Below are 13094 nucleotides of genomic sequence, written 5' to 3' on the forward strand. Positions count from 1 at the left end.
CGCTTCCGATCTCCCCCCTTGCAGGGGAGATGCCCGGCAGGGCAGAGGGGGGTGCCTCGCACTGTCATTCGTTCGTCTTGGAGACCGTCGGATGAGCGAAGCCAAGCCCGCAACAAGCGACGACAACCCGCCCACGTTCCATCTTCCCGTCGCCGAGGAACAAGTCGAAGGCCTGCCGCCCGGTTTTGGCGAAGGCCTCGCCGGCAAGGCGGCCTTCCTGATTGCGGTCGCTTTTTCGGTCTTCCAGATCTACATCGCCGCTTATGGCAGCCTGCCCAGCCAGGTGGTGCGGGCCATGCATGTCGGCTTCCTGCTGCTGCTCGGTTTCGGCCTGATCGCCAATCTGCGCGCCAGGAGCGCCGCGGCGAAGGTGGGCTTCTGGGTGCTTGGCGTGCTGGGATTCGCCACCGGCCTCTACAATTGGGTCTTCTATGCCGACCTCATCCGCCGCTCCGGCTTCCTCACGACGCCGGACCTGATCGTCGGCGCACTGCTGGTGGTGCTCGTCTTCGAGGCGGCGCGGCGGCTGATGGGCCTGCCGCTGGCGGTCATCGCCTTCATCTTCCTCGCCTATTGCTTCGTCGGCAATCATTTGCCGCCGCCCTTCATCCATCGCGGCTATGATTTCGCGCAGCTTGTCGACACCTTCGCCTATGGCACCGAAGGCATATACGGCACGCCGGTCTATGTTTCGGCGGCCTATATCTTCATCTTCGTCGTCTTTGCCGCCTTCCTCGAACGGGCCGGCATGATCGCGCTGTTCAACGATTTCGCGCTCGGTCTCGTCGGTTCGTGGCGCGGCGGCCCGGCCCAGGTCTGCGTGCTGTCGTCGGCGCTGATGGGCACCATCTCCGGTTCGGGCGTCGCCAATGTCGTCGCCAGCGGCCAGTTCACCATCCCGCTGATGAAGCGCTTCGGCTTCCGCTCCGCCTTCGCCGGCGCGGTCGAGGCGACCTCCTCGATGGGCGGCCAGATCATGCCGCCGGTGATGGGAGCCGTCGCCTTCATCATGGCCGAGACGCTGAACATCCCTTACGCCGAGGTGGTCAAGGCGGCGATCATCCCGGCGCTGCTCTATTTCGGCGCCTGCTTCTGGCAGGTGCATCTGGAAGCCGGCAAGGCCGGCCTGCACGGCATGGCCAAGGCGGAGCTGCCCAATCCGTGGGAAGCGGTCAGGAAGCACTGGCCGCTCGTGCTGCCGCTTGCCGTTCTGGTCTATCTGCTCTTTGCCGGCTACACGCCGATCTTCGCCGGCACGATGGGCCTTGCGCTGACCGTCGTGCTCATCCTCGGCACGCCGCTGGCAGCGTTGATCGGACCGCTTGCCTTTCGCTTCGTCTTCTGGCTGGCGCTCGGGCTTGCCGCGGCGTCCTTCATGCGCTTCGGCGTCAATGTGCTGAGCCTCGTCATCGCGGCGCTCGTCATTGCCTGCCTCGCCTTCAAGGGCGGCCGCGAGACGCTGCGCATTTGCGTCGACTCGCTTGCCGAAGGAGCCAAGAACGCCCTGCCCGTCGGCATCGCCTGCGCCATTGTCGGCATCGTCATCGGCACGCTGACGCTCACCGGCATCGCTTCCACCTTCATCGGCTGGATCATCTCGATCGGCGAGAACAATCTGTTCCTGTCGCTGGTGTTGACCATGCTCACCTGCCTGATTCTCGGCATGGGCATTCCGACCATCCCGAACTACATCATCACCTCCTCGCTTGCCGGCCCGGCGCTGCTGTCGCTCGGCGTGCCGCTGGTGGTCAGCCACATGTTCGTCTTCTATTTCGGCATCATGGCGGACCTGACCCCGCCGGTGGCGCTCGCCGCCTTTGCGGCAGCACCCATGGCCAAGGAAAGCGGCCTCAAGATCGGCATCCAGGCGACCAAGCTCGCCATTGCCGGCTTCGTTGTGCCGTTCATGGCCGTCTACACGCCGGCGCTGATGCTGCAGGACGCCGGTCCCATCGCGGCGTCGTTCGGCTATCCCGTCGAGGTCGGCTATATCCTCGTCAAGGCCTGCATGGGCATCGTGCTCTGGGGCGCCGCCGCCGTCGGCTTCCTCGCCCGCCGCATGGCCTGGTGGGAGCGTCTCGTCGCGTTCTGCGCCGGCCTGCTGCTGGTGGCCGCATTGCCGCTCACCGACGAGACCGGCTGGGCGCTGGCGTTTGTCTGGATCGGCTGGCACTGGTGGCGCGCCCGCCGGCTGTCCACGGCGGGGACCGCATGAGCCTGTGCATCCTTGCCGCCGGCAAAACGGTGACGCTTGCCGTCGCCGCCTTCACGCTGTCCTGGACGCATTCGGTGGAACGGACGCGCTGGCAGGAGGATTGGAAAGTGTCGCCGGCCGGGCTGCAGGCCGTCGAGGCGCGGGTCAAGGGCTCCGGCGCCGGCATGGAGCCGCCGGAGGGCTCGGTGCTGCGCAGCGGCTGGTGGGTCTATGCGCCACGGATCGGACCCCAGCCGCGCCTGGTGCTCGCAGCGTCCGGCGCCACCGGGAAGGGTTGGACGCTGTGCACGGCCGCCGGCTGCCGCGAATTGGGCGAGACGGCCGGCGAACCCACCGTGCTCGAACCGTGCGACGGCTCGAGCCAGCCGCGGTAGCGCACGATCAGCCCGGCGACCGGGTGCGATATCTCGACATGGAAGCGGAAGCGGCCGTCCTCGACGGTTTCGTACGCGGTCGAGCGCGGACAAAGCCACATCGGCAGCGGCAGGCCGAGAAAGCTCCAGCGCCGCAGCACGAGCGACAGGCGGTTCTTGCCCGCCACCAACGCCATGGCGAAGGTGAGCGGGCCGAAGCGCTCGCAAAGCAGCCGCTCCGATCGGCCACGCCCGGCAAACTGCCGGCTCGAAAAACCGTACGTTGCGAAAGTCCGCGTCCAGGTCTCACCGTGCCCGTCGGCAGCGAAACGCACCTTGACGGGGACATCGGCCGCGCCAGGTGGGAAGCCGGCCATGCGGGCGGCAAGCCGGCTAAGAATGCCGCCGCCGCGCTCCACGCTGGCGCGTCCGTCCGCCATCGCCGCTCCCTCATGCATGGCGCGGATTTCAGCCGGAAGGCTTTTCCACCCATCGCCGAGCAGATCGGGATAGAGCGCCTTCCCCTTGCCGGTCTCGTCCCTGAAGCCGGTGCAAATCGTCTTGCCGGCAAACAGCGTTTCATACTCCGTGAGCTCGACGTCGCGCACTGCTGCCCGGGCGCCCGGCGCGGGCATGCGGCCGTCGAGCGCCTTGCGGATGATCGCCGCGACCGCCATGGACGGGATCAGCGGCCCGTCATCGCCCTCGGCCAACAGGTGCCAGGACCGTTTGATCGGCCTGCCGGCCTCGTCCACGCCGTCGACCTCGACGAACATGCCGCCGCGATGCTCGCCCCATGACAGCCTGTTGGTCGCCCAATGCATCAGCGGCGCCAGCGGCGACAGCAACCGCACCAGGCCAGCGCGGACCAGCCAAGCCAGGCCGATCAGCGCCCGGTGCAGCAGCTCGGGCACCGGGCCGGCGCCCATCCAGATCATCTTCGTTTCCGGCCACAACGCCTGCAGCGCGCGCAAATCCGGCACGTCGACCAGCGAGAACAGCGTGTTTCTCAACGGCACGCGCCCGGGCGGCGCGATCGTATAGCGCATCTGCTCGGTGAGCGGATAACCTTCGGCCGGTCTGCCGCCCCGCAGCATCTGCACCGGCCGGCCGGCATAGCTTGCAATGGCGCGGATGACGTTCTCGCCGACGCCGGCGAAGGGCGATGGCGCAATGCCGCCGCGGATGCCGTCGACACGCACCATGCCGGCCGAAAGGCGCCGCACGACCGCCGCCGTCAGCACAGGAAAGCTCGACACGCCGGAGAGCACCATCACGCCGGCCGCCTTAGCCGCCGCGTCGAAGGCTGATACCCCGGCGACGAAGTCCGAACCGTCGGCAAGGTCGAGATAGTGGATGCGCGCACCGATACAGGCTTGGACCAGCCGGTGGCGCCCCTCGCCATAGGCCTGGAACGGACCGCTGGCGTCGACCACGATGTCGGGCAGCATGCTGGCGAGTTGCGCGGCAAGGTCGCCGTCGCGGTCGAATGCCGTCGGTACAAGCCTGGCCTCGGTCGCGCCCCGTCCTCTGCAGTAAGCCTCGGCCCTGGCGAGCGACCGGCCGGCGATGATGAGCTCGAGGCGTGGCTCGTTCTCCAGCAATCGGACGATGCGTCCGCCGAAGGTGCCGTAGCCGCCGACGATGAGAAGCTTCATGCCTTGCCCCCAAGCCTGCCGTAACCGCCGTCAGCCGATCAATCGCTCCCGCAACTCGGCCGAGGGTATCTCGCAACTGTCTTTCCGGCCGAACAGCGCGTAGCGGTTCTTGGCGACGCGGTCATAGAGCCAGTCGCGCAGCGGCCGCGGCAGGATGAGCAGCGCCTTCGCGGAGCGCCATGGCCAGCCGAGCGCGTCCATGACGGCGACGAAACTGTCGAGCTTGGTGAAGGCCGCGCCGTCGATGATGGCGAGGTTGCTGTCGTAGTCGTCGGTCGGCAGGCCGTGCTCGCGAAACAGCGCCTCGCCGAGCGGCGACTGCGCGGTGGCGAAGCGGAAACGTCTTTTCCGGTCAAGCTTGAGGATGAGCTGAACGAAGCCCGAGCAGAACACGCAGACGCCGTCGAACACGATCAGCGGCTGGCGGGCGTCATAGGCCCGGCGCGGCAAGATGGGACGTTCGGGCAGGTCGGTCATGGCGGCCCCGGCTGCTTGTGACCCCCTTACGCTGTACCAAGGGGACACTAAGCTAGGGGAGACACTAAGGCAGCCGGCGGCGGCGTCAAAGTCGCGGCGTTGTCGCACGCCAGTTGCCGGCGAGCGTCAACCGCTCGGCGCGATAGGTGGTGGCGCGCTGGTCGGCGGCCGGCCGGCAGATGCGGCCATGGTGGGCTCGTTCGCGGGTCATGATCAGTTCACGCCGACGCCCAGCGAGTTGCCGCGGCGCGCGCAGGCCGGCCCTGGGCCGCGCATGTAATAGCGCTCCGGCCGATAGGTCGGCGCGACGAATTCGCGAATGGCTGCGGCATAGCCGGCGATGTGATTCCAGAAGTTCATTTTACCTGGTCCCTGTCCCGCTTTCGGATGTCCCGTCCGAATTGTTCGAGAGCATAGCGTCGAGGCGTGAATAGTCGGTGAACGTGATGTTAATTTCTGGTCCGAAACACGTTGCTTCGTGGCGGGATTGCGGCTGATTCGGGGTCTTTCGGCGCCTTTCGTCGCGATTCCGCTCCGTGTGACTTTTGCATCACATATGTTTCGTTCCGATGTCGCTTGCGCGCGCATCTGTTTCACGTTTGCCCGGCGACAGGAAATTTCCTCTCGCGCGTCTGGGCGGGCAGGAACCTGTCCCGGAACACGACGTTGACACCGCAAGGCCGGGGCGAACCGGCCGTGTTGGCGGCCCTCTGCCGCGCAACTTCCCGACAATGCGAAACATGGAAAGGCAACCGCCATGGGCTTCTTTTCGAAAGACATCAAGACGCTGGACGACCTCTTCATCCACACGCTGCGCGACATCTATTATGCCGAGAAGCAGATCGAGAAATCGCTGCCGAAAATGATCGACAAGGCGACCGATCCGCAATTGAAGGGCGGCTTCGAGAAGCATCTCGCGCAGACCAAGGGTCACATCGAGCGGGTCGAGCAGGTGTTCGAGCTGCACGGCGTCAAGGCCAAGACCGTCAATTGCCCGGCCATCGACGGCATCCTCGCGGAGGCTGACGAAGTCAGCGGCGATGTCGACGACAAGGAGGTTCTGGATGCCGCGCTGATCGCCTCCGCCCAGGCCGTCGAGCACTATGAGATAACGCGCTACGGCACGCTGATCGCCTGGGCCAAGCAGCTCGGCCGCAGCGACTGCGCCAACGTGCTGGCCAAGAACCTCAAGGAAGAAGAGGCGACGGACCGCAAGCTCACCGAAATCGCGGAAAGCAAGGTCAACCTGCAGGCCGCCGAATAGCAGGCTGCGTGGCCAGCCCGCCCGGAACCCAAGCGAACCCCTGTCCGTTGCGATTGAAACCGCATCGCGCAGGAGTTCGCAATGGCACCACGCCCGGCTTGGAAGGGCTATCTCAAACTGTCGCTGGTCACATGCGCCATCGAGCTCACCAACGTCGTGACCCATGCCGAGAAAGTCTCTTTCCGCATCCTCAACCGCAAGACCGGCAACACCGTGAAGCGCATCTATGTCGATGCGGGCACCGGCAAGCCGCTTGAGGAGGGCGACGAGGTCAAGGGCTATGAGGTGAGCGACGGCGACTTCGTCCATATCGAGGAGGACGAGATCGAGGCGGTGCAGATCGAATCCTCGCACACGATGAGCCTCGACGGCTTCGTCGAGAAATCCTCGATCGAGCAGATCTACCTCGACACGCCCTACTATGTTTCCCCGGCGGACGAGGTGTCGCAAGAAGCCTTCGCCGTCATCCGCGACGCGATGGCGGCCAGGAAGATGGCGGGACTTGCTCGCATCGTGCTTTATCGGCGCGAGCGGCCGGTGGCGATCGAGCCGCTCGGCAAGGGCATGGTGCTGACCACCTTGCGCTACGACGACACGGTGCGCCGGCCGGCGACGGTGTTCGAGGACATCGCGGCGGCGAAGACCGACAAGGAGATGATCGACCTGGCCCAGCACATCATCGACGGCAAGAAGACGAAGTTCGACCCGTCGAAATTCGACGACCGCTACGAGGAGGCGCTCCTTGAGCTGATCCGCGCCAAAAAGGCGGGCAAGAAGGCGCCCAAGGCCAAGGCGCAGCCAAAGCCGTCCAATGTGGTCAACCTGTTCGATGCGTTGAAGAAGAGCCTGAACGCGGAAGGCGGCGGCAAAGCCGGCAAGGCCACATCGAAAGCGGCGGCCGGGAAAAGCAAGAGCAAGGCCGCGCCAAAACGCAAATCCGCATAGGAGGATGGCGGCATGGCCGGCCTCGAGCAGTATCACGCCAAGCGCGACTTCAAGAAGACCGCCGAGCCGGCCGGCAAGGTCGGCAGGCAAAAGCAAGGCGGCGGCATCTTCGTCGTCCAGAAGCATGCCGCCACGCGGCTCCATTATGATTTCCGGCTTGAGCATGACGGCGTCTTGTGGAGCTGGGCGGTGACGCGCGGCCCGAGCCTCGATCCGCATGAGAAGCGGCTGGCCGTGCATGTCGAGGATCACCCAATCGACTACGCGTCCTTCGAAGGCACCATTCCGAAGGGCCAATATGGCGGCGGCTCGGTGATCGTCTGGGACGAAGGCAAGTGGACGCCGGAAGGCGATCCGGCCAAGGGCATGAAGAAGGGCCATATCGACTTCGAGCTCGAGGGCCACAAGCTCAACGGCCGCTGGCATCTGGTCAGGCTGCGGCCCCGCCCGGGCGAGAAGCGCGACAACTGGCTGCTGATCAAATCCGACGATGCCGCCGCCCGACCCGGCGAGGATGTTCTCGAGGAGGAACCGAGATCGGTGAAGTCGGGCCTGACCATCGAGGAGGTGGGCGAAGGCAAGACCGCTAGGGGCGAGAAGTCGAAAGTCTGGCAATCCAACAGGCCGGCTGCCCCCAAGACCAAGGCCGGGCCTGGCAAGCGTCTCGAATTCATCGAGCCGCAGCTGGCGACGCTGGAAAAGGATGCGCCCGCCGGCGAGGACTGGCTGCATGAAGTCAAATTCGACGGCTACCGCATGCAGGCGCAGATCGCCGGCAGCGAGGTCCGGCTGCTCACTCGCGCCGGTCTCGACTGGACGGACAAATTCGATGGTCCTGTCACCGCTGCGCTTGCCAGGCTGAAATGCCGCGACGCCATCATCGATGGCGAGATCGTGGTTTTGGCCGACAGCGGCGTGTCATCCTTCCCGTTGCTGCAGGCGGACCTGTCGGCCCGACGCGCCGACCGCTTCGTCTATTATGTCTTCGACCTGATGCGGCTCGACGGCAGGGATCTGCGCCGCGAACCCTTGGTCGAACGCAAGCAGGCGCTGGCAGAGCTGCTGGGCCAGCAGCCCGAACATTCGGCGCTGCGCTTCAGCGACCATTTCCACGAGCCGGGCAAGGTCATGCTGCAGCATGTCTGCCGCATGGGACTGGAAGGCGTGGTGTCGAAACGCGCCGACGCGCCCTACCGCAGTGGGCGGGGGCTCTCCTGGATCAAATCCAAATGCACGCTGCGCCAGGAATTCGTCATCGGCGGCTATCTGCCCTCGGACAAGACCGGGCGCGGCCTGCGCTCGCTGCTGGTCGGGTTCAACGAAGGCGGCAAGCTGCACTATGCCGGCCGTGTCGGCACCGGCTTTTCCGGCAAGGTGATGACGGATTTGAAGAAGAAGCTCGACGGCCTCAAGGCGACGGCCTCGCCGTTCTCGGCCGCCGTGCCCAAGGGCAAGGGCCTCACCTTCGTCAAGCCGGAACTTGTCGGCGAGGTGGAGTTCCGCAGCTGGACTTCCGACCGTATAATCCGGCACGCCTCGTTCCAGGGGTTGCGCGAGGACAAGCCGGCGGAGGAAGTCGTGCAGGAACAGCCGAAGAAGGCCGAAACCGGGGCGAAGCCGGGTGCAAAGACCGCGCCGAAACCCTCGGCCGGAACGGCGAAGACCTCGATCAAGCTCTCGCATCCCGACAAGCTGCTATGGCCCGACGAAAAGGTTTCCAAGCGGGACCTGCTCGACCATTACGCTCTGGTCTGGCCGCGCATGGCAGAATTCGTCGTCAACCGGCCGCTGAGCCTTGTGCGGGCACCGGACGGCATCCACGGCCAGCGCTTCTTCCAGAAACACGCCTCGCCCGGCATGAGCGACAAGATCGCCAGGATGAAGGATCCGACCGATGGCGAGGAGATACTGTTCATCAAGGATTTCGACGGGCTGGCCGCGCTTGTCCAGTACGGCGTGGTCGAGGTGCACATCTGGGGCTCGACGATCGATAAGCTGGAAAAGCCGGACCAGATCATCTTCGATCTCGATCCCGATGAAGGCGTCGATGTCGGCCGCGTGCGCGAGGCGGCGCTCGACATCCACGAGCAGCTCAACGAGCTATCGCTACCGAACCTGGTCAAGACCTCAGGCGGCAAGGGCTATCACGTGCTGGTGCCGCTGAAGCCGTCGGCGGAGTGGGACGAGGTCAAGGATTTCGCCCATGATTTCGCCCGCGCGCTCGAGCAGGCCGCGCCCGACCGCTACACGGCGACGCTGTCGAAGAAGGCGCGCACCGGCAAGATCTTCGTCGACTATCTGCGCAACGGCAGGGGTTCGACCACCGTCGCGCCCTATTCCTCGCGCGCCAAGAAGGGCGCGACGATATCGATGCCGGCAACCTGGCCGGAGATAAAGAAGGGCCTGGCGCCGAATGCGTTCCCGCTTGGGGATGCTTCCACGCTGGCACAGCTGAAGAAGGCCGATCCGTGGAAGGAGTTCTTCAAGCTGGGGAAGCCACTGAAGCGGGGGTAGGTTTGCGTGGACGGCAGAGCCGGCAAAGCCGCGATCCTTCGCGCCCCCCTCTGGCCTGCCGGCCATCTCCCCCCTAGGGGGGAGATTAATCGCTCAGCCGGTTTCGCCAATCTCCAACGTTGCAAGAATGGCGGAGCGCCAGAACTGCCAATCTCCCCCCTTGAGGGGGAGATGGCCGGCAGGCCAGAGGGGGGCGCCTCGCGCCGACATTGCGAAGGTATCGCTTGCGCGTGACCCTACGCCAGAAACACCCGCTCAAACTCCTGCTTGCCCATCGGCGAGAACACCACGGCGCGGCTGTCCTTTTCGCGCCGCGCCCATTTCTCGGCGATGATCTTGTCGAGGATGGCCGCACCAAGCGTGCCGGCGAGGTGCGATCGCCGCACGCTCCAGTCGAGGCAGGCGCGGCAAACCGGCCGCCGCGCCTTGACACCGGTCTCGATGCCGAGCGCGGAAAAATGCGCGGCGCCGGACGGCGAGAGCCTGATCTGGTTGTCGTCGCGCAGCAAAAGCTTCCTGTCGAGCAGCCGGTCGAGCATCGCCACCGCCTGCTCGCCGGCCAGGTGATCGTAGCAGACCCTCGCCACGCGCATGGCCGCGTCGCGCGGTCCCGGCCGCACGCGCTTCGGGCCGACCGCTTCGGCGACGCCGATGATCGCCTCGATCATGCCGGCCACCTGCGCGCCGGCGAGACCGTAATAGCGGTGTCGGCCCTGGCTGGCCAAGGTCAGCAGGCCGCCATCCATCAGCTTCGACAGATGCGAGGAAGCGGTGGGCAGCGACACGCCGGCTTCCAGCGCCAGTTCCGACGCCGTCAGCGCCGTACCGCCCATCAGGGCGTTCAGCATGTTGGCGCGGGCCGGGTCGCCGACCAGGCTGGCGATGCGGGCGATGTCGGGTCCTTCACGCATGGTTCGATCCTCATCGAAGCATTCCTGTCAGGGAAGCACTATTCTGCGGTCGGCTCAAGCAGCGCGGCAAACTCTCCTGACAGGAGAATGCCTAGCACAAAGGCGCAAGCGATGTTTCGACCGCGGTCGAACCGTCGTCGTCCAAAACCAGCCGACGAGGAGACCGACATGACCATCACCTGCTTTATCCGCTACGAGATCGATCCGTTCGGCAAGGCGGCGTTCGAGCAATATGCGCGGGCCTGGGGCCAGGCCATTCCGCGCTGCGGCGCCGACCTGATCGGCTATTACGCCCCGCATGAAGGCTCCGCCACCACGGCCTATGCCGCCTACAACATCGAGAGCCTCGCGGCCTATGAAGGCTATCGCGCCCGGCTTGCCGCCGACCCGGCGGGCAAGGCAAATTATGAATTCGCGCGGCGCGAGAAATTCATCTTGAAGGAAGACCGCGTCTTCCTGAAGCTGGTGTCCGGGCCGCACGGGCCGAGACAGGTCTTTCGCACCGACGTGGTTGTCAAGGAAGGGGTCGAGACATGATCGCTGTCATCTTCGAGGTGGAGCCGGCGGAAGGCAAGCGCGATGCCTATCTCGGCATCGCCGCCGAGCTTAAGCCGCTGCTCGAGAGCATCGACGGCTTCATCTCGGTCGAGCGCTTCCAGAGCCTGACCGACCCCAGGCGGGTGCTGTCGCTGTCCTTCTGGCGCGACGAGGAAGCGGTGAAGGCCTGGCGCAACACCGAGGAGCACCGGCAGGCGCAGAAAGCCGGGCGCGGCGGCTTCTTTGCCGACTACCGTCTGCGCATCGCCCATGTCATGCGCGACTATGGGATGGAGGAAAGGGCCGAGGCGCCGCAGGATAGCCGCGAGGTGAATGGCTGAAGCGCGCCTTTCCCTTCTCCCCTTGTGGGAGAAGGTGGATCGGCGCGCAAGCGCCGAGACGGATGAGGGGTGTTCCAGCGGAGTGAGACGCTTGCTTTCCCTGGAGCACCCCTCATCCGTCGCCTTCGGCGACACCTTCTCCCACAAGGGGAGAAGGAGAGCGCCGGCGCTACGCATTGCCGATCAGCACGCCCGCCCCGAACACCAGCGCGCCGCCCAGCACCACCTGGAAGGCGGCGCGCCAGAAGGGGGTCTGCATGTAGCGGTTCTGGACGAAAGCGATCGCCCAGAGCTCGAAGAACACCACCACCGCCGCCACGGCAGTGGCCGTCCAGAAATGCGGGATCAGATAGGGCAGCGCGTGACCGAGGCCGCCCAGCGAAGTCATCAGGCCGACCGTCAGCCCGCGCTTGAGCGGCGAGCCGCGCCCCGACAGCTTGCCGTCGTCGGAGGCGACCTCGGTGAAACCCATCGAGATGCCGGCGCCGATCGAGGCGGCGAGGCCGACCAGAAGCGTCTGCCAGGTGTCGTGCGTGGCGAACGCCGCGGCGAAGATCGGCGCCAGCGTCGACACAGAGCCGTCCATCAGCCCGGCCAGCCCGGGCTGCACATAGGTGAGGATGAACTGGCGCTGCTCTGCCGTCGCCTCCTCCACCTTGACGGTTCCCGGCACATGCTGCTGCTCCAATTCATGCGCCGAGCTTTCATGACCCTGCTCGGCCGCGGCGAGGTCATTGAGCAGCTTGCGCGTCGAGGCGTCGGTGGTGCGCTTGGCCGCCTCGACATAGAAGCGATAGGCCTGCCGCTCCATTTCCTCGGCCTGCCGCCGCACATGCTCGATGCCGAGCGGCCTCACCAGCCAGTCCGGCTTGCGCTCGAAATAGCCTTTCACATGCTCGCGTCGGATCAGCGGGATGCGCTCGCCGAAGCGCTTGCGGTGAAGCTCGATGAGCGAATCGCGATGGCCGTCCTCTTCCTCGGCCATCGCCTCGAAAACTTTTGCCGATTGCGGAAAGTCCTGCGCCAGGCCATCGGCATAAGCGCGGTAGATGCGTCCGTCATCCTCCTCGGAGGAGATCGCCAGCGCCAGGATCTCCTGCTCCGAAAGCGAATCGAAGGAACGGCGGCCGAAGCCGAAAACACGGGAAAGCATGATGGGATCACTCTAGTTTAGAATTGTTCTAAACTATGATCTTGGCAGTTGAAGGTCAATTGCCAACGGCGCGGGCTGCGAGCGCGCGAATGCTGATCCCACGGAGACCAAACCCTTCATTATTGCCGAATGTTTGCCTATATAACTGACCGCCACCGAAATTGAAGGACGCCCGGCATGACGGACAAGAAGCCCCCGCACGCATTTGACGCCAAGCCGGTTCTCGATCTCATCGCCAGCATCGAGGCCGACCTGCAGCGCCTGAAAGGTCTTGTCGAGGAACAGCTCGATAAATTCGACCCGGCCAACCCGCACAACAAGACGCCGGACGGCAAGCTGACCGAGGAAGGCGCCGAGTGCTGCTACCGCATGTTCGACGAAGGCAAGTCGCGCTACACGGTTTCGCAGCAGATGAAGATATCCTTCGCCGCCGCCACCCACCGCTTCAACTCCTGGCGCAAGCTGGGCGGCAGCAAAAGGACGAAGACGCTGCTGGGGTGAACCTGCGCTTTCGTCATCCTCGGGCTTGACCCGAGGATCCATGCCGTGACTTCTGCCGTAGAATGCGGCGGTGCAGAACAATCGTTCCAAATTCGCTGTAAAGGCGACCCAATTCTGGTCCGCTTTCGCGCGTCACGGACGTCACGGCATGGCAACTGTGTTCATGCGAATGCGGTTTTGTCGCGAATGATAGCGTTGAGGACGACCAGGAGCTTCCTTGCGACG

The 13094-nt window shown here is 65.2% G+C and carries 13 protein-coding genes and 1 pseudogene; 8 read left to right on the forward strand and 6 right to left on the reverse strand.

The features are described from left to right. Window positions 1–91 precede the first annotated feature (91 nt). Together LB523_RS23100 and LB523_RS23105 are read left to right on the forward strand one after the other, a co-directional pair. Window positions 92–2215, forward strand: a complete 2124-nt coding sequence (locus tag LB523_RS23100; protein ID WP_224607263.1) for a TRAP transporter permease — start codon at window positions 92–94, stop codon at window positions 2213–2215. After that, a complete protein-coding gene (locus LB523_RS23105; protein ID WP_224607267.1) occupies window positions 2212–2589 on the forward strand; it encodes a DUF1850 domain-containing protein in 378 nt (125 codons plus the stop codon). Before LB523_RS23100 ends, LB523_RS23105 begins: the two co-directional genes overlap by 4 nt. A gap of 44 nt (window positions 2590–2633) precedes the next feature. Here the strand turns inward: LB523_RS23105 and LB523_RS23110 are convergent. From LB523_RS23110 to LB523_RS23120, 4 genes and pseudogenes are all read right to left on the reverse strand, one after another. Further along, window positions 2634–4226 (reverse strand): annotated as a pseudogene (locus LB523_RS23110) (DUF4166 domain-containing protein); the annotation flags it as partial. A gap of 30 nt (window positions 4227–4256) precedes the next feature. Continuing rightward, window positions 4257–4703: a thiol-disulfide oxidoreductase DCC family protein gene (locus LB523_RS23115; protein WP_224607271.1), complete on the reverse strand. Its 447-nt coding sequence runs from the start codon at window positions 4701–4703 to the stop codon at window positions 4257–4259. A gap of 85 nt (window positions 4704–4788) precedes the next feature. Beyond that, a complete protein-coding gene (locus LB523_RS29295; protein ID WP_263481806.1) occupies window positions 4789–4914 on the reverse strand; it encodes a hypothetical protein in 126 nt (41 codons plus the stop codon). 2 nt (window positions 4915–4916) lie between these two features. Next, window positions 4917–5063, reverse strand: a complete 147-nt coding sequence (locus LB523_RS23120) for a hypothetical protein (RefSeq protein WP_095770181.1) — start codon at window positions 5061–5063, stop codon at window positions 4917–4919. A gap of 397 nt (window positions 5064–5460) precedes the next feature. On the opposite strand from LB523_RS23120, the gene LB523_RS23125 reads away from it, so the two are divergent. The 3 genes from LB523_RS23125 (at window position 5461) to ligD (ending at window position 9426) form a co-directional block, all read left to right on the forward strand. Beyond that, window positions 5461–5967 carry a ferritin-like domain-containing protein gene (locus LB523_RS23125; RefSeq protein WP_095770182.1) on the forward strand — a complete coding sequence of 169 codons (507 nt, stop codon included), beginning with the start codon at window positions 5461–5463 and terminating at the stop codon, window positions 5965–5967. 81 nt (window positions 5968–6048) lie between these two features. After that, window positions 6049–6912, forward strand: a complete 864-nt coding sequence (locus LB523_RS23130; RefSeq protein ID WP_224607274.1) for a Ku protein — start codon at window positions 6049–6051, stop codon at window positions 6910–6912. Window positions 6913–6924: 12 nt separating this feature from the next. Continuing rightward, window positions 6925–9426 carry a DNA ligase D gene (gene ligD, locus LB523_RS23135; RefSeq protein ID WP_224607277.1) on the forward strand — a complete coding sequence of 834 codons (2502 nt, stop codon included), beginning with the start codon at window positions 6925–6927 and terminating at the stop codon, window positions 9424–9426. A gap of 236 nt (window positions 9427–9662) precedes the next feature. Here ligD and LB523_RS23140 read toward each other — a convergent pair whose 3' ends face one another. Then, window positions 9663–10337 (reverse strand): ArsR/SmtB family transcription factor, encoded by a 675-nt coding sequence (locus LB523_RS23140; protein WP_224607279.1) that lies wholly within the window; start codon window positions 10335–10337, stop codon window positions 9663–9665. Between the two features lie 168 nt (window positions 10338–10505). On the opposite strand from LB523_RS23140, the gene LB523_RS23145 reads away from it, so the two are divergent. Both LB523_RS23145 and LB523_RS23150 read left to right on the forward strand, forming a co-directional pair. Beyond that, window positions 10506–10874 (forward strand): NIPSNAP family protein, encoded by a 369-nt coding sequence (locus tag LB523_RS23145; RefSeq protein WP_224526185.1) that lies wholly within the window; start codon window positions 10506–10508, stop codon window positions 10872–10874. After that, window positions 10871–11215: an antibiotic biosynthesis monooxygenase family protein gene (locus tag LB523_RS23150; protein ID WP_224607281.1), complete on the forward strand. Its 345-nt coding sequence runs from the start codon at window positions 10871–10873 to the stop codon at window positions 11213–11215. The genes LB523_RS23145 and LB523_RS23150 overlap by 4 nt, the downstream gene beginning before the upstream one ends. 169 nt (window positions 11216–11384) lie before the next feature. Here the strand turns inward: LB523_RS23150 and mbfA are convergent, their stop codons facing one another. Next, complete coding sequence (mbfA, locus tag LB523_RS23155) at window positions 11385–12368, reverse strand: iron exporter MbfA (RefSeq protein ID WP_140847109.1); 984 nt, start codon at window positions 12366–12368, stop codon at window positions 11385–11387. Between the two features lie 177 nt (window positions 12369–12545). On the opposite strand from mbfA, the gene LB523_RS23160 reads away from it, so the two are divergent. Beyond that, window positions 12546–12869 (forward strand): hypothetical protein, encoded by a 324-nt coding sequence (locus LB523_RS23160; RefSeq protein ID WP_095770189.1) that lies wholly within the window; start codon window positions 12546–12548, stop codon window positions 12867–12869. The last annotated feature ends 225 nt before the right edge of the window (window positions 12870–13094 follow it).

Source organism: Mesorhizobium sp. ESP-6-4 (assembly GCF_020164735.1).
Taxonomy (GTDB): domain Bacteria; phylum Pseudomonadota; class Alphaproteobacteria; order Rhizobiales; family Rhizobiaceae; genus Mesorhizobium.